This window comes from Stieleria varia (assembly GCF_038443385.1).
Taxonomy (GTDB): domain Bacteria; phylum Planctomycetota; class Planctomycetia; order Pirellulales; family Pirellulaceae; genus Stieleria; species Stieleria varia.
In genome coordinates this window covers 8,616,771-8,636,882 of sequence record NZ_CP151726.1, presented here as the reverse complement: position 1 = coordinate 8,636,882, position 20,112 = coordinate 8,616,771, and the positions used below count along the sequence as shown (strand labels likewise).

The 20,112-nt window shown below is 57.4% G+C and carries 14 protein-coding genes; 10 read left to right on the top strand and 4 right to left on the bottom strand.

Going from position 1 to position 20,112, the window contains the following annotated elements; genetic code table 11:
* Position 1 precedes the first annotated feature (1 nt).
* The 6 genes from Pla52nx_RS29195 (at position 2) to Pla52nx_RS29170 (ending at position 10,151) form a co-directional block, all read left to right on the top strand.
* Positions 2–586: a DUF456 domain-containing protein gene (locus Pla52nx_RS29195; protein WP_146521468.1), complete on the top strand. Its 585-nt coding sequence runs from the start codon at positions 2–4 to the stop codon at positions 584–586.
* A 424-nt stretch (positions 587–1,010) separates the two neighbouring features.
* Positions 1,011–1,865, top strand: a complete 855-nt coding sequence (locus Pla52nx_RS29190) for a hypothetical protein (protein ID WP_231742151.1) — start codon at positions 1,011–1,013, stop codon at positions 1,863–1,865.
* Between the two features lie 205 nt (positions 1,866–2,070).
* A complete protein-coding gene (locus tag Pla52nx_RS29185) occupies positions 2,071–4,374 on the top strand; it encodes a DUF1592 domain-containing protein (protein WP_231742150.1) in 2,304 nt (767 codons plus the stop codon).
* The gene (locus Pla52nx_RS29180) at positions 4,371–5,717 is read left to right on the top strand and encodes a DUF1552 domain-containing protein (protein ID WP_146521467.1); all 1,347 of its coding nucleotides are present in this window, start codon (positions 4,371–4,373) and stop codon (positions 5,715–5,717) included. The genes Pla52nx_RS29185 and Pla52nx_RS29180 overlap by 4 nt, the downstream gene beginning before the upstream one ends.
* 108 nt (positions 5,718–5,825) lie before the next feature.
* Positions 5,826–8,543, top strand: a complete 2,718-nt coding sequence (locus Pla52nx_RS29175; RefSeq protein WP_146521466.1) for an MGH1-like glycoside hydrolase domain-containing protein — start codon at positions 5,826–5,828, stop codon at positions 8,541–8,543.
* Positions 8,544–8,651: 108 nt separating this feature from the next.
* Positions 8,652–10,151 (top strand): sulfatase family protein, encoded by a 1,500-nt coding sequence (locus tag Pla52nx_RS29170; RefSeq protein WP_146521465.1) that lies wholly within the window; start codon positions 8,652–8,654, stop codon positions 10,149–10,151.
* Positions 10,152–10,457: 306 nt separating this feature from the next.
* On the opposite strand, the gene Pla52nx_RS29165 is transcribed toward Pla52nx_RS29170, so the two are convergent.
* Both Pla52nx_RS29165 and Pla52nx_RS29160 read right to left on the bottom strand, forming a co-directional pair.
* A complete protein-coding gene (locus Pla52nx_RS29165; protein ID WP_146521464.1) occupies positions 10,458–12,035 on the bottom strand; it encodes a sulfatase family protein in 1,578 nt (525 codons plus the stop codon).
* A 202-nt stretch (positions 12,036–12,237) separates the two neighbouring features.
* Positions 12,238–13,365, bottom strand: coding sequence for a hypothetical protein (locus Pla52nx_RS29160; RefSeq protein ID WP_146521463.1), 1,128 nt, complete (start codon positions 13,363–13,365; stop codon positions 12,238–12,240).
* A 312-nt stretch (positions 13,366–13,677) separates the two neighbouring features.
* On the opposite strand from Pla52nx_RS29160, the gene Pla52nx_RS29155 reads away from it, so the two are divergent.
* Complete coding sequence (locus tag Pla52nx_RS29155) at positions 13,678–14,583, top strand: WecB/TagA/CpsF family glycosyltransferase (protein ID WP_146521462.1); 906 nt, start codon at positions 13,678–13,680, stop codon at positions 14,581–14,583.
* A 146-nt stretch (positions 14,584–14,729) separates the two neighbouring features.
* Here the strand turns inward: Pla52nx_RS29155 and Pla52nx_RS29150 are convergent, their stop codons facing one another.
* The gene (locus Pla52nx_RS29150; RefSeq protein ID WP_146521461.1) at positions 14,730–15,110 is read right to left on the bottom strand and encodes a hypothetical protein; all 381 of its coding nucleotides are present in this window, start codon (positions 15,108–15,110) and stop codon (positions 14,730–14,732) included.
* A 56-nt stretch (positions 15,111–15,166) separates the two neighbouring features.
* Positions 15,167–15,733: a hypothetical protein gene (locus Pla52nx_RS29145; RefSeq protein WP_197454796.1), complete on the bottom strand. Its 567-nt coding sequence runs from the start codon at positions 15,731–15,733 to the stop codon at positions 15,167–15,169.
* 325 nt (positions 15,734–16,058) lie between these two features.
* On the opposite strand from Pla52nx_RS29145, the gene hemL reads away from it, so the two are divergent.
* From hemL to Pla52nx_RS29130, 3 genes are all read left to right on the top strand, one after another.
* Entirely contained in the window at positions 16,059–17,369 is a 1,311-nt protein-coding gene (hemL, locus tag Pla52nx_RS29140; protein ID WP_261344263.1) for a glutamate-1-semialdehyde 2,1-aminomutase, read from the top strand.
* A gap of 79 nt (positions 17,370–17,448) precedes the next feature.
* Positions 17,449–18,969 carry a S41 family peptidase gene (locus tag Pla52nx_RS29135; RefSeq protein ID WP_146521460.1) on the top strand — a complete coding sequence of 507 codons (1,521 nt, stop codon included), beginning with the start codon at positions 17,449–17,451 and terminating at the stop codon, positions 18,967–18,969.
* A gap of 256 nt (positions 18,970–19,225) precedes the next feature.
* The gene (locus Pla52nx_RS29130; RefSeq protein ID WP_197454795.1) at positions 19,226–20,077 is read left to right on the top strand and encodes a hypothetical protein; all 852 of its coding nucleotides are present in this window, start codon (positions 19,226–19,228) and stop codon (positions 20,075–20,077) included.
* Positions 20,078–20,112: the final 35 nt, after the last annotated feature.

Sequence of the window (20,112 nt, the reverse complement as noted above, 5' to 3'; positions counted from 1 at the left end):
GATGCTTTTCACCCAATTGGCAAGTGGATGGTTGGAATGGCTTCAGCCGACCGGCGAAGTCTTGCTCGCCTGCTTACTCCTGCTGCTTTGCACGATCGCATGGCTGACCAACCTGATCGCGCTGCCGGGAAACTGGATCAGCGTGCTGTTGATCGCGGTGTATGCGTGGGCCGGGCCGCAAGACGGTCGCGTTTCCATTGGGTACGGCACCGTGCTCGCTTGTTTCGTATTTGCGCTGATCGGCGAAATTGTCGAGTTCGTCGCGGGTGCCTACGGGGCCAAGTCCGCCGGAGCGAGCAAGAAGTCAACGCTTTACTCGATCATCGGGTCCGTGATCGGAGCATTGGTCGGTGCCGCGGTGGGGATACCGGTTCCCGTCGTCGGACCCGTTTTGGCAGCACTGTTATTCGGCGGTTTGGGGGCATCTGCCGGCGCGATGTACGGTGAGTGGAGCGACGGACGACGTTGGCGTGACAACTGGAGTGTTGGCACCGCGACGTTCGTGGGTCGAACGATCGGGACGCTGGGGAAATTCGGTGCCGGTCTGCTGATGCTGTTGGTGGCAGTCGCAGCAGTGCTGTTGTGAACAACTTCGCCGACGCAATTGAATTTCAATCAACGATCTTCGGCTACGATTTGCTTGCAAGATGTACGTCAGTATTTTCAGGCTGACCTTCGGCGTGACGGTCGGCATAGAAAGCCAGCCGAACGGAATCTTAACCGCCAGAAAAGGCACTTGCCTGAATGAATCGAGATTGGTTATCCGATAACAGGTGAGACGCGACGCGCAAGCGGCTTGTTGATTTGGTCGTAGGTTGGCCACTCTTGGCCGACATTCAAAACACAGACAGGCAAGAGTGCCCATCGTCCTACAGACATTAGATCCCCAACACGGACTAAAGCGACAAGCCAGTACGCGATCGGTTCTACCGCACTGCCCGGTGTCTTACGGCCCATGACTCACCCTTGCGTTGTAGCCCCTTTTGCAAAACAGATCGAACAGAAAAGGCATGGCTTTTATGCAGTTGGAACGTTTTGGCCGAGCTTCGTTGTTGCTAGCACTGTGTCTGTTCGCCGGCTGCCGCGTACTGTCACCGGTTGCGATCGAGCCGAAGTCTCAATACATCGCACCGGCGTTGCTGGACGCGAGTGATCCGCAAGTCGAGATCGGTCGTCCCAACAAGGTGATCGATACCGTGGGCAATGTGATCGGCATCCCGACCAAGTTGCTGTTTTGGAATCGACGGCTAGAGCAACACAAGATCTCCGAAGAAACCTTGCTAACTGCGACGGACTATTTGGAAAACAATGGACTGCCGCATGTGAAGTTGCGTGCCAATCAGTACGCGCCGTTGGAGGACTGGGGCCGGCTTCGCAAGAACACAACGGTTTCACCTTGGATTCGTTACACCGTGGGTACGCTGTCGGTTGCCCAGGAAGCTGTGTTTCCAGGGAGGGTATTCGGCGGTGACCACTTCAACCCCTATACTCAAACGATCCATCTCTACAGTGACCTGCCGACGGTCGCACTGCACGAGTGTGCTCACGCCAAGGACTTCACTCGACGGGAATACCAAGGTCTCTACTCATTGGCCTACGGGATCTTGCCCATCTGGCATGAAACGATTGCCACCGAAGACGTCTATGCCTATCTGGAAACAGCAGACGATCAGAGATTGCTCGTGGAAGCCGACCGGGTTCTGTATCCCGCCTACGGATCGTACATCGGTAACGCCCTGGGTAATGTCGTTCCGGCGTATTCGTTCCCGATCTACTTGGGCACCATCGCGTTGGGGCATGCCAACGGGCGGGCGATCGCACGAGAGCGTATCGCGGCCCATCCCGAGATTTTCGGGGCGGATTGAGCAATCGTGCGGGTGATTCGCCATGCGGGGGGGCGGGGAGCCCTGGTTTTCCCCTCTCATCGCCCACCGGAGGGTGCTTGAATCACCGTTTTTAGCCGAAATCGCAATCGAGACTGAACATCTCGCTTTCCGGCCCATAGAGTAAACTGTAGTCAGAACGTCTTTTCTCGCTCGCACTTGGTTTACTCGCTATCCCACTGGTTCCTTGCGATCCCACCTTCGCCATTCACTGAGCATCAGCCTTGCGGTATTCGTCGTCTCGCTCTTTGGCGACACGTCAGCGAGCGCCGACCAGGCCAGTCGTCAAGCAGCGTTTCGGACTCAATTCGTCCCGCTGATGCAGACCTATTGTTACGACTGCCATGACAGCGGCAGCGAAATCCCGCTAGCTGATGACAGTTCCATTGAGTCGCTCAAGAAAAATCGTACGCGGTGGGTGCAAGCGCTGTCGCACGTTCGTCTCGGTTCGATGCCGCCCGAGGACGGGCCTGAGATGGACCCGGCCACACGCGAGCGGTTAGCCGCGATGATCGACAGCCTTGCCAATGCGGTGGACTGTGTGCAAAACCCGAACGCCGGCAAGGTCGCGATGCGGCGACTCAACCGCGCCGAGTATCGCAACACGATCATGGATTTGACCGGCGTCGATTACGAGCCGGCCAGCGAGTTCCCCGGGGACGACGTGGGGTACGGATTCGACAACATCGGCGACGTCCTCTCGCTGCCACCTATCTTGATGGAAAAGTATCTCGATGCCGCCGAAGAGATTTCGGGGAAAGCGATTTACACGCCACCGGCTCCCGAGATCTACGAGATTCAACGCGATCCAGGATCGTTGATCAATGCGGACAAGTGGGGCAATCGATCTCCACTGGTGATTTCCAGTCGCGGAACGGTCTCCTTGCAAGCCACGTTGCCTTTTGGCGCGATGTACAAGCTGACGATCACTGCATCGGGTGATCAAGGAGGCGATGAGCCATGCAAAATGGAGATCGCGACGGGGGGAACCAAGAAAATCATTGACGTTCCCAACGACGATGAAAAGGATTTCACGATCGAGCTGCGCATGGGCCGTGGCACACGTCAGATCGACATCACGTTCTTGAATGATTACTACGTCGCCAACCAAGTCGACCGGAATCTGCGTCTGCATCACATCAAGCTCGTCGGTCAAGAAGCGCGCTCGACGGTGGTCTCGGATACAAAGCTGCCTGCGAGCCACAAGAAGATCATCTTTGTCCGACCTGGTCCGGGTGTCGATGAAGACCGCGCGACATCCGCGATCATGCTTCGCTTTGCCAGTCGTGCGTTCCGGCGACCGGCAACCGAAGACGAAGTCAATCGCTTGACCCAGTTGGCCGCGCAGGTTCGAGCCGATGGCGGAATGTTCGAAGAAGGCATCCAGGTAGCGATGCAAGCCGTTCTGGCGTCACCGCATTTCCTTTTTCGAGTCGAGCGGACTCAACCAACGGCAGACGGTCAGCCGATGCCGCCGATCAGCGACTACGAGCTTGCCACGCGTGTCTCCTATTTCCTGTGGAGCAGCATGCCGGATGACGAGTTGCTGTTGATGGCACACCGGGGCCAAATGCGAGACCGATCGATCCTGCTCCGCAAAGTCGCCTCCATGCTCCAGGATCGACGGGCCAATCAGTTCGTCGAAAACTTCGCCGCCCAGTGGTTGCAGTTGCGAAACCTCGACAACGTCGATCCCGACGTGCGGTTGTACCGAGGATTCAATGACGAGATCCGCCAACTGATGAAACGTGAGACGCTGACGTTCTTTGCAGGCGTGATGCGTGAAAACATGCCTGTCACGACGTTGCTCGACGCGGACTTTACCTACATCAACGAGCCGCTCGCCGAATTCTACGGGATCACGGGGGTCAGCGGAGATCATTTTCGTCGCGTCTCCCTGCAAGGAACTCCCCGTGGCGGATTGTTGACCCACGCCAGCGTTTTGACGGTCACCAGCAACCCCACGCGAACCAGCCCGGTCAAGCGAGGTAAATGGGTGTTGGAGAATTTGCTCAACATGCCACCACCTCCCGCCCCGCCCAATGTTCCCGAACTGGATCGTGGTAAACTGACCGGTACCTTGCGTGAACGGATGGAGCAGCATCGCAGCAACCCGGCCTGCGCGTCATGCCACAACATGATGGACCCGCTCGGTTTTGCCTTGGAGAACTTTGATGCAGTCGGTCGCTGGCGGACGACCGAGGGGCGAGAAAAAATCGATGCCAGCGGCAAGCTGCCCGATGGCACGACCTTTGACGGCATCGATGGTCTACGTGCCAACATCGCGGGTCCTCGACGCGAACAGTTCGTCCGATGTTTGGCAGAAAAGATGTTGATCTATGCCGTCGGTCGGGGCACCGAATACTACGACAAGTGTGCGATCGACAAGATCGTCTCTGAGTGTCGTGCACACGAATACCGATTCGCCTACTTGGTCGCGGCAATCATCGCCAGCGATCCGTTCCAAAAACAAGGATTCCGTGAATCATGAGAAAATCACTTTCACGTCGTACCGTTTTGCGTGGCGTCGGCACCGCGATCGCTCTGCCCCTGCTCGATGCGATGTCGCCCACTCGTTTGTTGTCGGCCGCATCGCCGAAGTCCGACACGCCGCTTCGCATGGCATTCTTTTACGTGCCCAACGGCGCCCACATGCCCGACTGGAAACCCAAGGAAGCGGGTTTCAAATTTGACTTGCCGCCCACTCTGAACGTAATCGCCAAGCACAAAGAAAAGTTCAATGTGCTCAGTGGGCTGACTCTCGACGGTGCCCGCGCGCACGGCGACGGCGGCGGCGACCATGCCCGCAGCGTCGCGGCATTCCTCACCGGTGCCCACCCTCGCAAGACCAATGGTGCCGACATCCAGAACGGCATCTCGGTCGACCAAGCCACGGCGCAGTACGTGGGCGATCAAACTCGCTTCGCTTCGTTGGAGTTGGGGCTCGAGGCGAGCGCCCAAGCCGGCAACTGCGACAGCGGATACAGTTGCGCCTACGCGTCCAACATGTCCTGGCGTGGCCCGACCAATCCGATGGCCAAGGAAACCAATCCGGGAACCCTGTTCGATCGGTTGTTCGCCGGCAGCACGGTCAAGGAAACTCGCCAAGCCAAAACAGCCCGAGAAAAATATCGCAAGAGTGTCCTCGATTTTGCGTTGGAGGATGCCAAGCAATTGCACGCGTCCTTGCCCGCGGTGGACAAGCGGAAACTCGACGAGTACCTGTACTCGATCCGCGATGTCGAAAAACGCCTCAACGGTGCCGAGCGTTTGCGACTGAACGAAGACGGCGTGCCAGACTATCCCCGACCCAGCGGTGTGCCCAAGGAATTGGACAAGCACAGCGAGTTGATGATGGACATGATCACATTGGCGATGCAGACCGATAGCAGCCGGATCATCTCGTTCATGTTCACCAATGCGGGCAGCAATCGCAGCTACAAGCAAATCGGCGTCAACGAAGGCCACCACGAGTTGTCGCACCACGGCAAGAGCGCTCACAAGCAAGAACAGATCGCCAAGATCAATCGCTACCACATCGAACGATTCGGATACCTCCTGGAACGCCTCTCGGGCGTTTACGAAGGTGAACGGACGCTGTTGGAGAACAGCATGATCGTGTACGGCAGCGGCATCAGTGATGGCGACCGCCACAACCACGACGATCTCCCGATTCTCTTGGCGGGCAGCGCCGGAGGCCGGATCAAGACGGGCCGCCACATCGAGTTCAAAAACGGTACGCCGATGTGCAATCTGTACGTTTGGATGATGCAGCAGATGGGTGCCAAAGCCGAAAAGTTCGGCGACAGTAATGGTGTGCTCAAGCTCACCTGACGGCTGCACTTGCTCTTTTGCCCGTGAAACGCGATCATCGTTGACTCAACAGCCGTGGCTATCTTGAGATCACGGCACTCACGGACCTTGCAGAGCGAAGCCGTTTTGATGAATCCCGAAGACCAACGATTGCTGGAAAGTCAAAGCCGCGAAAAGAACTGGCAGCGTTGGGGACCCTATGTGTCCGAACGCCAGTGGGGAACGGTTCGCGAGGATTACAGTGACGGCGGCGACGCGACGTGGAGCTATTTTCCACACGACCATGCTCGCAGCCGAGCGTATCGATGGGGCGAAGATGGGTTGCTGGGCATCAGCGATCGCGAGTGCCGACTGTGTTTTTCAACGGCATTGTGGAACGGTCGCGATCCGATTTTGAAAGAGCGATTGTTCGGCGTCACGGGCCCGGAAGGCAACCACGGTGAGGACGTCAAGGAGTGCTACTACTATCTCGACAGCACCCCCACGCACAGTTACATGCGTGGATTGTACAAGTATCCACAGAGTCGTTATCCCTACGAAGCCCTCGTGGATGTCGGGCGGCAAAGAGATCGAACGCAAGGCGAGTATGAGCTGGTCGATAGCGGTGCGTTCGAGGAGTCACGCTACTTTGACATGTTGGTCGAGTATGCCAAGGCAGGTCCCGATGACATCTTGATCCGGATCAACGTGACCAATCACGGACCGCAGCCCGCCGTATTGCACCTCGTGCCCCAATTCTACTTTCGCAACACGTGGACTTGGGACTGCACCGATGAAGGCTGCACGACGCGACCGTCGATGAGGTTGGTCGGTGATGTGGTCAAGACGGCCCACGAGTCGCTCGATCAGTTTTGGTTGGCGTGCGACGGTATGGGCCAGCCGGAACAATGGAGTTGGTTGTTCACCGACAACGAAACCAATTCCACGCGTCATCCCGGATTGCCCAGTGAGTCCGAGTACTTTAAGGATGCGTTTCATAATTTCATCGTTCAGGGGGACACCAAAGCCGTCAATCCAAAGTCACAGGGCACCAAGTGCGCTTGTTATGGGCTGCAGTTGATCGCACCGGGCGAGACCAAGACCCTGCGTCTGCGAATGACGCACGTCGGTGAGCCTCTGATCGCAGAGCGGTGCGGCGGCGAGACATCCAGGTTCGTCGACGCTGCCTTTGACGCATCCTTTGACGAAACGTTTGAGCTGAGGATTCAAGAAGCCGATGCGTTTTACGACACACGCATTCCAAGCGTGATCCCCGAACAGCGACGCCAAATCATGCGTCAAGCGTACGCGGGGCTGTTGTGGACCAAACAGTTTTATCACTACGTCGTCAACACTTGGTTGGACGGTGACCCCAACGGACCGGTGGGCAGTGAGGGACGCAAGAACGGACGCAACAGCGAATGGCGTCATCTGTTCAACCGAGATGTGATCTCGATGCCGGACAAGTGGGAGTATCCTTGGTACGCCGCGTGGGACTTGGCATTTCACATGGTGCCAATGTCTCACCTGGATCCCAAGTTTGCCAAGGACCAAATGATCTTGTTCTTGCGTGAATGGTACATGCATCCCAGCGGCCAGATCCCCGCCTACGAATGGCAACTCGGTGATGTCAATCCGCCCGTTCATGCATGGGGTGTTTGGCAAGTCTACAAAGCGAGCGGACCGCCTCGGCAACGGGACAAGGTTTTCCTTGCCAGAGCGTTTCAAAAGCTGTTGTTGAATTTCACCTGGTGGGTCAATCGCAAAGACCCTCGAGGCAGGAATATCTTTTCGGGCGGATTCCTGGGCCTGGACAACATCGGCGTGTTTGATCGCAGCAAACCGTTGCCCCGAGGTCACTTGGAACAAGCAGACGGGACCGCGTGGATGGCGTTCTATTGCGGCACGATGTTGCGGATGGCGATCGAATTGGCCGAAGACAGCGAGGCCTATGGCGACATGGCCAGCAAGTTCTTTGAACACTACGTTGCGATCGCCGAAGCCATGAACAGCATGGATGGCACGGGGCTGTGGGAGGAGGAAGACGGTTTCTACTACGACCATCTGTACGTCGACGGACAGTCGATTCCGATTCGTGTTCGTTCGTTGGTCGGACTGCTGCCACTGATGACCGGCGTGATTTTGGAACAGGAAATCATCGGTCGGTTGCCCGGCTTCACTCGACGGATGGAGTGGTTTCTCAACTCACGCGACGACTTGAGCAACCACATGACCTACATGGAGGGCGAAGGTCCCGACTGTGGTGCGGTCACGCGACGGCTGTTGGCCATCCCGAGCGAAGACCGATTCCGTCGACTGCTCGATGTCATGCTGGATGAATCCGAGTTCCTGTCGCCCTATGGCATTCGCAGCATGTCCGCCGTGCACCGGGACGAACCCTTTGTGTTCGATTTCGGCGGACAGCTGCATCAGGTTCACTACGTACCCGGTGAAAGCGAAAGCGGGATGTTCGGTGGCAACAGCAACTGGCGAGGTCCGATCTGGTTCCCGATCAATTTCCTGTTGATTCAAGCGTTGAAACGTTATCACGCCTTCTATGGTGACGGATTCTTGGTCGAGTGCCCCACCGGCAGCGGAAACAAAATGAATCTGATGGAGGTGGCTCGCGAATTGGAGTCACGCCTGATCCGCTTGTTCGAAACCGATGCCGATGGAGTGCGTCCGGCGCACGGAAGCGAAAAAGCTTATGCGGAGGACCCGGCTTGGAAGGACTTGATTCTCTTTTACGAGTATTTCAACGGCGATGACGGACGCGGTCTGGGGGCAAGCCACCAAACCGGTTGGACGGCGCTGGTGGCGTCGATGATTCGCAGTCAAGCCAACGTGCCCAAGCACGCGCCCGTCTAAGATGCCCGTCTAAGATTGGGTTGCACGGTCAAATTGAGTTATAGTGTGCTCCTTCGCGGTGCGGTTCTGCGGAATTCCCCTCCCATTTGACCGGTGAAAAGTAGCATCATGATCCAACAACGTTTTGGGACTTATCTCGCATCGGCATCGCTGTGTGTTGCATTCAGCGTGTTCGCTCGAGATTCTCATTCGGCCGATCCGCCACCCAACGTCGTGGTGATCTTCATTGATGACATGGGCTATGCGGACATCAACCCCTTCGCCGACACGGGCTATCCGACACCGAACCTGGATCGCATGGCCGCCGAAGGACGTCGGTTCACGGATTTCGTTGTTTCCTCAGCCGTATGTAGCGCCTCCCGATCGGCATTGATGACCGGATGCTACCACCGCCGCGTGGGGATTTCCGGCGCTTTGGGGCCGAAATCCGAGATCGGGTTGAATCCCGACGAAACCACGATCGCTGAAGTCTGCAAGACCAAGGGATATCGCACGGCGGCGTTTGGCAAATGGCACTTGGGACACAATCCAAAATTCTTGCCGCCCAATCAAGGCTTTGACCAGTACTACGGCATTCCGTACAGCAACGACATGTGGCCTCGCCATCCCGCGTCGATCGCAAAGCGTCAGCAAGATCCCAAAGCACCGATCCCTTGGGCCGAATTGCCCATGATCGAAGGGACACAGATTGTCAACGACAGCGTTCAGCCGGACGATCAAGCACAGATGACGAAGCAGTTCACGCATCGCGCGGTGGATTTCATCAAACAGGATGTCGACACACCATTCTTTTTGTATCTGCCGCACCCGATGGTTCACGTGCCGCTGTTTGCTTCGGAAGACTTCGTCGGCAAAAGCGGGAAAGGATTGTTTGGCGATGTTGTGATGGAAGTCGATTGGTCGGTCGGCCAAATCTTGGACGCGATCGAAGACATCGGCGCCGAGCGGAACACACTGGTGATCTTCACAAGTGACAACGGTCCCTGGTTGTCCTACGGAGATCACGGCGGCAAGGCGACTCCGCTGCGAGAAGGCAAGGGAACGATGTTCGAAGGCGGGTATCGGGAGCCGACGTTGATGTGGTGGAAAGGAAAAATTCCCGCAGGCACCACGTGTGACAAACTTTGCAGCACGATCGATGTACTGCCCACCGTGGCTGCCCTGATCGGCGCGGACTTGCCCGATCGAAAGATCGACGGAAAAGACATCCGCCCGCTGATGTTTGGTGAACCGGATGCCGAAAGCCCCCACGATTCGTTCGCGTGCTACTACGCCGGCGGTCAATTGCAGGCGATCCGCAATGAACGCTTCAAGCTGGTGTTTCCACACAGCTATCGCTCGCTCAATGGTCATCCTGGCGGGACCGGCGGGTTTCCGATCGCATACAAGCAACGTCAAATCGAGTTGTCTCTGTTTGATTTGGACGACGACGTTTCGGAAACCAAGAACGTACTCAATGATTTTCCCGAGGTCGTTGCCCAGTTGCAGGCGGCGGCGGAGCAGATGCGAGAAGATTTGGGAGACAAGTTGACCAAACGTGAGGGATCGGGGATTCGACCCGCTGGCAAGATGACGCCTCAGGACGAACGCCTGCCGCTGGTCTGGTAAGTGTGACCCCGAGTCTCCGAGCTGATGAGGACGCCATCATCAACGACTGTCTGTTCAAGATTTCGGGTTGTGGCAATTTCGGTTTGCACAAATTTCTGTCACCTTCCTCAGCGCAGTTGGGGGAGGTGACAGTTACGCAGCACAGCACAAAGCGTATGGTTTGTGTTTGGGCGGATGGTGGCGTTCGTTTTCGACTTGGAAAGTCGAACGACAATCGTCGCTCGACTTTCCAAGTCGATAGCGTGCCACGCCAAGCGATTTGCCATTACCAATTGTTGAACTGCCCAGCCCAAGGCGATGGACGAGTTAGTTTTTGGGTGCAGGGAACGGCGGTGCGTCGAACTCTTGCCTGAGTCTTTCGAACTCGGCGACCAATTCTTGACGAACGGATTGGTAGTTTGGATCGGCATGCACGCTTTTCATTTCGCCGGGATCGCTTTGCAAATCAAAGAGGTTCCATTCGTTGGATTGTGGGAAATGAATCAGCTTGTGGGTCTGCGTTCGCACACCGAAATGCTGCGGCACCGCGTGCTCGCCAAGTTCGTAGTAGGCGTAGTAGAGCGACTTTCGCCAGTCGACCGGGGCGCCATCAGCAGACTTGCGCAGCAAAGGCACCAGTGATCGCCCTTGGACTTCGTCTGGTGTGGGTAAGCCAGCGATTTCTAGGAACGTGGGGGCGTAGTCGATGTTCTGGATCAGTTGCTCTGGTTTGTCGCCGGCGGGAATCACGCCGGGCCAACGGATCAGAAAGGGCATGCGGAAAGACTCTTCGAACATCCAACGCTTGTCGTACCAGCCGTGCTCGCCGAGAAAGAATCCTTGATCGGATGAGTAGATCACGACGGTGTTTTCTGCCAGGCCGTTGTTGTCGAGGTATTTCAGAACGCGACCGACGCTTTCATCCACGGCTTTCACCGTGCTGAGGTAGTTCCGCATGTAGCGACGATACTTCCAGCGAACGACGTCGTCGTGGTTCAGTTTTCCTGACTGGTAATCGGCCAAGAATTGTTGATTGCGTGGGCCGAAATGTGCGTCCCACTTTTGCTTTTGTGCGTCCGTCATGCGATTGTATTCCGGAGTCCCGTAGCGATCCGGTTTGGGTAGTTGGACGTCGCCGCGTTCGTCTTTGCGGATCTTAGCGTCGTAGGCCCAGTCGAAGTGGCGGTCGATCTCCATTTCGTTGTCCGCAAGCGTTCGACTGCGGTTGGCATAGTCGTCGAACAAGCTCTCTGGTTCCGGGATCTCGACCTCGTCAAAGGAACCGAGGTGCCGGAGGGCGGGCGCGAACGTGCGATGGGGGGCCTTGTGTTGGCACATCAAGAAGAACGGCTTGGAGGGATCGCGTGAATCGAGCCACGCGAGTGCCTTGTCGGTCGTGATGTCGGTCGCGTAGCCTTCGAACCGTTTTTGAAGTCCGTCCATCTGTTTGAATACGGGGTTGTAGTAGTTTCCTTGACCCGGCAGGATTTCCCAGTGATCGAAACCCACGGGATCGGAATTCAGGTGCCACTTGCCGATCACGGCCGTGCTGTAACCGCCTTTTTGCAGGGCTGTGGCCACGGTCCATTGAGTCGGATCGAATTGGTTTCCGTTACGCATGAAGCCATTCTTGTGGCTGTGCTTGCCGGTCAGGATCGTCGCTCGGGATGGGCCGCAGATCGAGTTGGCGCAAAACGAGTTGAGCAGCACAGCACCTTGCGTGGCCAGTCGGTCGATGTTCGGTGTCGGCGCGACATCTGCGAGCGGACCGCCGTAAGCCGAGATGGCTTTGACGGCGTGATCATCGGAAAACAGGAACACGATGTTGGGTCGATCCGCTGCGGATGGTCTTGTTGTCAGAGCACAGATGGACAAGGCCAGCAGGAATAGCGTGGTGCGGTGCATGGTTGATTTGGTGTCGGTGGGGGGGAGGAATTTGGGATGATGAGTGGGTGCGAGTGCAGCTTGGTTGAACGGACAGTTTCGATATGTCAGGCCGTTTTGCTGGCAGGTGCAGGAGACTCTGCCAACCGGTTTGTCTTGCAGGCTCAAACGCTGCTTCCGCCTACGCCTTCGGCTGCGGGTCAAACGACAGAGATGGGGCTTTCTAACCTGTGAGTTGCTGGACCACGTCGGGGCGGAGGCGGTGGATGTCGTTGACGTCGTCGACGTCGTCGGGTTTGAGGAACAAACTTGGTGATGCTTCGTCGTCGACCAAGAACCAATGGGGAGAGGTTCTGGCGATCACTCGTTGGTTGTCTTGCGTGGTGACGCAGGGGGAGAGTTCGTCTTCACTGCGGCACCATTGGTCGACCGATACGACTGGCTGATCGGTAGCTGCCAATCTCGCGAGCAGCAACGGTAGTTCGGCGGTCGAGGTGACGCCGGGGTGACGTAGTGGTCCGCCACGGTTGACGATCAGTGGCAATCGGATGTGGCAACTGCGCAATGGGCCCGCGTCTCGTGCGATCCAGCCGTTTTGACCCAGTGAAAATCCGCCCGTGCTGGCGACAACCAGCGTCGGTGAATAGGTCACCAAGGTTTGTTGGAGTACCGCGATGAGTTCGTCAATGAGTCGCATTTGACATGCATAGGTCCGCATCCAGCTCATCACCAAGTCTGGATCATCGGCATCACTGCGTTTGATCTGGGGCGGAGCGACTCCGTCGAAAAAGTCAGGTAGACGAGGTTCGGTTGGGCCGATCTCGATGTCCATGCCGGTGTCTTCCACCGGTTCTTGCATTTCATCGTCGTCCGCGAAATCAACCGCGATCAGTTCTCGCGGTGCATCCCAGTGCTGTGACAGAAAATCGCTGTGCAGCCAAAGCGTGCTCCAGAGGTCGTCTTGGTGGCATCGCTCGATCGCTGCCGCGACGACGCGCCCCAGACGAGTGGATTCGATGTCGATGGCTGGAGTGTCCGAGTCGTCCAGATGGTTGACCATGGAGATTTGGTCGAAGACCGCCGCGTTGGTTTCGTTGATGCGGGTGGCGTCCGTGATCAGTTCGAGTGATCCGTGTTGACGCCAAGTGTTTGTCCAGGCCGATTCGGATTGCCACCACGAACGCGTCAGTTCTTCGGTTCGATTGGAGTGCGCGATCCAACGGTCCCAAACGCAGCCTTCGCCGGCCATCAACTCAAGTGTGGGTGTGTCGTTCCAGCTGCAGCCATAGCAACTCAGGCCGGAGGTGGCCAGTCCGTCGAGGGTCAGGATGATCAGTTTGGGTGGTGTCATCAAATGGTGGTGTTGTACGTCAGCCTTTCCAGGCTGACATGGGTATGAGTGTCAGGCTGGAAAGCCTGACGTACGGGTATGAGTGTCAGGCTGGAAAGCCTGACGTACGGGTGTGAGTGTCAGGCTGGAAAGCCTGACGTACGGGCCTGACGCATGGGGGCCTTCTGAGCGGCAGAAACGGAATAACCTGCTTGCCCGACACGGGCCGTGGTCAACGTGTTCGGTCCTTGAGGACTCACGATTGTACAGCGACGTAGGTTTCTAGCGACCTACGTTTCTAGCGACCGCTCACGCCTTTCACTCAAAATTCCAATGCCTGTTACTTCGTCCGATACCGTCACGTCGTCGATCGTTCCCGTTGTGGTCCCCGCAGCGAAATCATCGGATTCGGCGTCTCATCAGCGTTCGAATCAACCGGCAACTCGTCCGCTGCCTCCCCTGCCTCGGCTGGATCGGTGTCTGGTTTGGGGTGTGCCGTTTGACTGCGTGACGATGGGGGAGACGATCGATCGCATCGAAGCCTTGATCGAGCGTCGTGTGCCCAGTTACGTGATCACAGCGAATCTGAATTACGTGATGTTGCAGGATCAGGAGGCCGATGTGCCTCAGTTGACCGATGATGCCGATTTGATTTTGGCTGATGGCCAGCCGATCGTATGGCGTAGCAAGCTTGGGCAGTCACCGCTGCCCGAGCGGGTGGCGGGCAGTCAGATGATTTATGAAATGGCTCAGCGTGGCAGCCAAAAAGGATGGCGTTTTTATTTTCTTGGTGGTGAAGAAGGTGTTGCGGAAAAGTGTGCAAAGAAACTGTTGCGAAATCATCCAGGCATCGAGATCGCTGGAATCGAGTCGCCACCGTTTCGCAAGCTGACGCAGCAGGAACAAGCCGTGCAGGATGAACGGATCCGCAGCAGCAACGCCGACATTTTATTGGTCGCGTTCGGGCAACCCAAAGGTGAACGCTGGATTCACGAGCACTATCGTCGGCTGGGTGTGCCGGTGAGCATTCAGTTGGGGGCGTCGTTTGATTTTGTTGCCGGTACGGCAAAGCGAGCGCCGGTGATTTGGCAACGTGTCGGAATGGAATGGCTTTATCGCATGCTCAGCGATCCCAAACGTTTGGTGCCTCGTTATGCTGCCAACGCTTGGTTCTTGATCAAGGCATTGGTCCGAGATTGGCGAGACACGGTCAAGCGTTGGGGCATGGGGCTGGATTGAAGCGAAGACGCTATGCTAAGCTTTCGGCAAATATAAACGGCTTCGCCAAACGAAAAAGAGCCCGGTCATCCGTGAGGATCACCGGGCTCTGATTCTTGGGGACTAGATTCCACCGGACAGCCGCGTCAAACGCTGGCGTCCAATCGTTACCGCCAAGGCCCGCGAATGTAGTAGTAGCCGAATTGATCGGTGTGGCTTGGCCACGGTGGTGTCGGACGGAATGATCCCGCCGGAGCCGCACCGGGCGAATTGGCGCTGCGGCCGTATTGGTGGTGGATGGGATACATCAGGTTTTGACCGACGCCCCAGGAATAGGTTTGACGCATGTGGGCGGTCGGTGGCACGACCACGGCCAAGGGCTGACCATAGTTTTGGTTGTAGTAGCCACCGTGCCAGGGACGGTCCATGGCAAAGTTGTGCGCCCAGACTTGGGTCATGCCGTAGGGATCGCCGGCGGTGGCGTCCTGTTGGGCACCGGCCAAGGCGACGACCGCCAAGCCGGCTGCGAGAATGATTCGACGGATCATAGGATCATTTCCTGATGGGGTCGGTGGGTGTTCGGTGATTCGCTTGCCTTCAAGGGCTAGCGAGGGATACGCAGCTTGTTCCAGTACAGATTACTCACGGCCGTCTTGATCGGTGGAGCATAATAGACCGCTTTTGTACGATTCATTCCGCGACCGTTGTCGTACGTGTTGTGATAGCGGTCTTTGTGCCAGTACAGGTAGTGATGCGGGTAGAACGGCTGATACGTGTTGAACGTGTGTCCGACGAAGGGCGGCACCGGCAGGGGCGAGATGTACATCTGCGCGTTGGCGGTGTTGTAGTTGCCTTGTGAGTAGTAGTTGTAGAACAGGTCGGAGTGATCGTAGCCGCGTCCGATGCAACCCGCTCCGCTGCAGCCGCCACCGACGGAGGTTCCATCGCCGGAGCTTACAACGCCGGCATCGGATCCGCCGCAATTTCCATCGGCACATCCGCTGCCGATATCGCCCACGTAGTTGGACGATCCGGTGGCGGTGTCACTGACGATTTGGCTGCTGACGATGTATTCGCCCTGGGCAAGCTGCTGGGCGTGCACCACGCCGCCAGACACCATCAGGGCGGCCGCCAGCACGGGAAAGAATCCTCGGGTAATCAAACGTTTCATCGGGCGGTTCCTCCGAACCATGGCGGGCGACATGTTCCATCCTTGCAACATTTCGGTGAACCACGTCGGTTCACTCCGTGTAGGGCCGCGAACCGCATCGATCCACCTCCTACAGTGCTGTCGATCGGCTCGATTGCTGCATCTGGACCAATCTGCTTGGTGTTGACGATGAGATTGATACGACTGCTGAGATTGGAATCATCGGGTATGATGAGGCGATCGAAGTCGTTTACCCAATCGCTACACCTTAACACAGTCGCTTGACTCTGGCGTCAATAACGTGCAGCATCCCCCCTTTCATTGATTCCACCCGTAAGAAGAAAACGTGCCTGATCCCAAGACCTTTGCCGCCGGCCCCAAGAGTATTGCCGCGTTCCAGACCGCTTGTCAGTTGATGCCAGGTGGTGTCAACAGCCCCGCCCGTGCGTTTGGTGCCGTCGGCGGCACGCCACTTTTCATCGATCGCGCCGAGGGTCCTTATCTGCACGACATTGATGGACGACGATTCATCGACTACATCGGGTCGTGGGGACCGATGATCTTGGGGCACCGCCCGCCTGAGGTGATCGAAGCGATCAGCAAGGCACTCGAGCGTGGCACGAGCTTTGGTGCACCGACGGAAGCCGAGTCACGACTGGCTCAGCAGATCATTGATGCGGTTCCCAGTGTCGAGAAAGTACGCTTGGTCAATAGCGGTACCGAAGCGACCATGAGTGCGATCCGTGTCGCTCGGGGAGCAACCGGTCGCCACAAAGTGATCAAATTCGAAGGCAACTATCACGGACACGTCGACAGTTTGCTGGTGGCCGCGGGCAGTGCTGCGGCGACGCTCGGAGTGCCCGACTCGCCTGGCGTCACGCCCGGTGCGAGCCAAGACACGATCGTGTTGACCTACAACGATCACGAAGGCGTCAGCAATGTCTTTGCGGAGCATCCCGGCGAGATCGCGGCGGTGATCCTGGAGCCGGTTGTGGGCAACATGGGATGCGTGGCTCCGACGGCGGAGTTTCTCAAGACGCTGAGAGAAACGACTCAGCGTGATGGAGCCGTGTTGATCTTTGATGAGGTCATGACCGGTTTCCGGCTGGCGTTGGGCGGGGCGCAGGAGTACTACGGGGTCACGCCCGACATGACGACGTTGGGCAAGATCGTCGGCGGAGGAATGCCGCTGGGAGCCTACGGCGGTCGGGCCGAGATCATGAATCAAGTCTTGCCGGCTGGTAAAGTATTCCAGGCGGGAACGCTCAGCGGAAATCCTGTCGCAGTAGCCGCGGGTTCGGCGACTTTGGAGCGATTGGCCAAGCAACCGCCCTATGAATTGCTTGAGTCCTTGGGGCAGCGGTTGGCCGAGGGTTTGGATGCCGCCGCCACACGACACGGTGTCGACCATGTCGTGCAACGTGTCGGCAGCATGATGACGCTTTTCTTTCACCATGGGCCGGTGAGCAGTTGGAACGAAGCCAGCCAGTGTGACCGAGAGCGGTTCAGCCGTTATTTTTGGGGGATGATCGGCGAAGGCGTTTACATGCCGTGCAGCCAGTTCGAAGCCCTTTTCTTTGGTGTGACGCACACGGAGGCGATGATCGATGAAACCATCGCCGCGGCCGATAAAGTACTCGGTCGGCTACAATCGTGAGATCGCCGTGCGTGTTCGCATGACATTTTGTTTCCCGACAGCTTTTTGACCCGCCACTTCTCTCGTAGCTCAACTTTTCATGCCTTCACGAAATCTGAACGTCATCTTCTTCGCTGCGGTCATGGCCATCTTGTGCTACGCCACGCATCGGCGTGCGAGAACGGCGATCATCGTCGGCGAGGCCATCGATTTGATCGATCAGCGTTACGTCGACGATGTCGATCCGGGGGATTTGGTCATTGCGGCGATGGACGGTCTGACTAAGTCATTGGATCAGCACAGCAGTTACTTTCCCGTCGACGCCTACGAATCCTTTCAGGAGAGCATCAACCAAGAGTTCGCCGGCATCGGGATCTTTGTCGAACAGCCGGATCCAGAGAAGCCCGTGCGGGTGATCACGCCCGTGGTGGGTTCGCCGGCGTTGGAAAAGGGAGTGTTGCCGGGTGACGAAATCATCCGGGTCGACGGTGTTGATGTTTCGAAAATGAATCTCAAGGATGTCAGTTCGCGGCTCAAGGGGCCGCCCGGAACGATCGTCCTGTTGGGCATGCGGCGCGGTGAGGGCGAAGTTTCGATGGAGGTCACCAGGGCGCGGATCGAGATGGAGTCCGTGATCGGTGACCATCGCGGTGCGGGAAACGAATGGGTGTATCGTTTGGAAGATCAACCGCGTGTGGCGTACATCCGGCTAAAAAGCTTTGGTGACAAAACGGTCCGTGAAGTGGAGGATGTATTGACCGCGCTCGACAACGACTTCGATTCGCTCGTGCTGGACTTGCGTGGCAACAGTGGAGGATTGTTGTACGCGGCCTGCGACATCTGCGACATGTTCATGGATTCCGGCAAAATCGTCTCCACCAAGATGCGTGGCGGCGTGGAAGACTCCGCGTATTCGGCGACGCCCGGCACGTTGGTCGACTCGTCCAAACCGGTCGCCGTGTTGATCGACCATGACTCGGCCAGCGCCAGTGAGATCGTTGCGGCTTGTTTGCAGGACAACAAACGGGCGATCGTTGTGGGGACTCGCAGTTATGGCAAAGGAACCGTCCAAGAAATCTTGCCGTTGCAATTCGGACGCAGCGCTCTTCGATTGACCGTGGCACGTTACTATCGACCCAACAACCAAAATATTCATCGAGCGGACGATGCCACCGAGGACGATGTGTGGGGCGTCAAGCCGGACGAGGGTTTCTTGATTCCGATGACTCGTGAGGAATTGATCGCGTTGAATGATCGCTGGATGGAAGCGTCCTATCCGATGTTGGGCGGGGCGGAGAAATTGGCGACCGATGTGCACGAAGATCAACTGCCGGTGTTGGAGCCCCGCGAGATCCCGGTGAAAGATGCCGGGGCTGAATCGGGCGACGCTGCGTCGAGTGTTGCGGAATCGGAGAGTGAAGAATCGGAGAAGACGGAGCCTCCATTCGAAATTTCGCCTGAGTCGCAGGCCCGGATTGACGCGGGCCCAGAGTCACTGAGATTTGATCCTCCGCTGCGTGCGGCCGTGGGCGAATTGTTAAACCGCACAGGGCGGCCCAGTGATCAGGTCGAGGAGACGCCCGCCGCGTCAGAATCCGAACCTCGCAAGAACGCCGCCTAAGATGGTTTTCCGCAAGTCTCGAGGAGATGCCCCCTGGATGGAGAAATCCGTTTGCCCGAGCGATGGCGTATAATTACAGTGAAGAGCGTGGTCCATCGTGTTTTGTAGCGAGAGATCCCAACCTGTGGATCAATTCCCTCGTCAATCGCGATCCCGCTGGACCTAATCAAATACAATGCGGTGCGACCGCACACACACACTTTCTTTCCCTACTCCGTCTCTCAGTCCCAAGCATCTTGGGGAGGACCCAAAACCGATGTCCCGTCGATTTTTTCAATCGGTAACCGTCGCCTTTTTGGCCATGGCCGCCTCGCTGTATTGCCAAAGGCCAGTCAATGCTCAAGATCAGGCCATTCTGTCTGAAATCTATGGCCATGGTGTCCATGCGTATTACGCGGGCAACATGAACGATGCGACCATGCATCTGTCCTCGGCGATCGATGGCGGCCTGCGTGATCCGCGTGCCTACTATTTTCGCGGCATCGTTGCCTATGCCCAAGGCCGACCCTACGAAGCAGAGGCGGACTGGAAAGCGGGCGCGGACTTGGAGGCATCCGCAGTCGTCTCGTCGTCAATCGGTCAGTCGTTGTCCCGTTTCCAAGGCAGCGGTCGTTTGAAGCTCGAAGAGATTCGTCAGCGTGCCCGATTGGAAGCGCTTGCCAACAGAGCCGCGCGATCCGACGCTCGCTTGAATGAAATCGGCGTTGCTCCCGCAGCGAGTCAACCTGTTGCGGGTCAGCCCGCACCTCGGGCTGCCGCGCCGGCGGCCGTTGCCCCAGCACCAGTTCCTCCCGCAGCACCGGCCGCCGACAATCCCTTTGCCGACGACGGCCCCATCATGGCGGCCGGCGATCCAGCGGTTCAGTCGGATAACGCATTGGAAGGAACCTTGGGCGATCCCTTCAAGGATGACACTCCCATCGGTGGTGATGTCGATGCGGGAGCCGGGATGGCCGACGGAGCCGATCCTTTTGCTGCTGGCGGTGCCGACGCGGCCGGCGCAGCGGATCCCTTCGGCGGAGCAGCAGGCGGCGCCGATCCGTTTGGCGGCGGTGGCGGCGATGCCATGGGTGCCGACCCGTTCGGTGGCGATCCGTTCGGCAACTGATCGATTTGACAGCAGATTGACTCATTAACAGCCCT

Coding starts and splice junctions, on each gene's coding strand:
- Pla52nx_RS29195 (WP_146521468.1), top strand. CDS start 2: ATGCTTTTCACCCAATTGGCAAGTGGATGGTTGGAATGGCTTCAGCCG.
- Pla52nx_RS29190 (WP_231742151.1), top strand. CDS start 1,011: ATGGCTTTTATGCAGTTGGAACGTTTTGGCCGAGCTTCGTTGTTGCTA.
- Pla52nx_RS29180 (WP_146521467.1), top strand. CDS start 4,371: ATGAGAAAATCACTTTCACGTCGTACCGTTTTGCGTGGCGTCGGCACC.
- Pla52nx_RS29175 (WP_146521466.1), top strand. CDS start 5,826: ATGAATCCCGAAGACCAACGATTGCTGGAAAGTCAAAGCCGCGAAAAG.
- Pla52nx_RS29170 (WP_146521465.1), top strand. CDS start 8,652: ATGATCCAACAACGTTTTGGGACTTATCTCGCATCGGCATCGCTGTGT.
- Pla52nx_RS29165 (WP_146521464.1), bottom strand. CDS start 12,035: ATGCACCGCACCACGCTATTCCTGCTGGCCTTGTCCATCTGTGCTCTG.
- Pla52nx_RS29160 (WP_146521463.1), bottom strand. CDS start 13,365: ATGACACCACCCAAACTGATCATCCTGACCCTCGACGGACTGGCCACC.
- Pla52nx_RS29155 (WP_146521462.1), top strand. CDS start 13,678: ATGCCTGTTACTTCGTCCGATACCGTCACGTCGTCGATCGTTCCCGTT.
- Pla52nx_RS29150 (WP_146521461.1), bottom strand. CDS start 15,110: ATGATCCGTCGAATCATTCTCGCAGCCGGCTTGGCGGTCGTCGCCTTG.
- Pla52nx_RS29145 (WP_197454796.1), bottom strand. CDS start 15,733: ATGAAACGTTTGATTACCCGAGGATTCTTTCCCGTGCTGGCGGCCGCC.
- Pla52nx_RS29135 (WP_146521460.1), top strand. CDS start 17,449: ATGCCTTCACGAAATCTGAACGTCATCTTCTTCGCTGCGGTCATGGCC.
- Pla52nx_RS29130 (WP_197454795.1), top strand. CDS start 19,226: ATGTCCCGTCGATTTTTTCAATCGGTAACCGTCGCCTTTTTGGCCATG.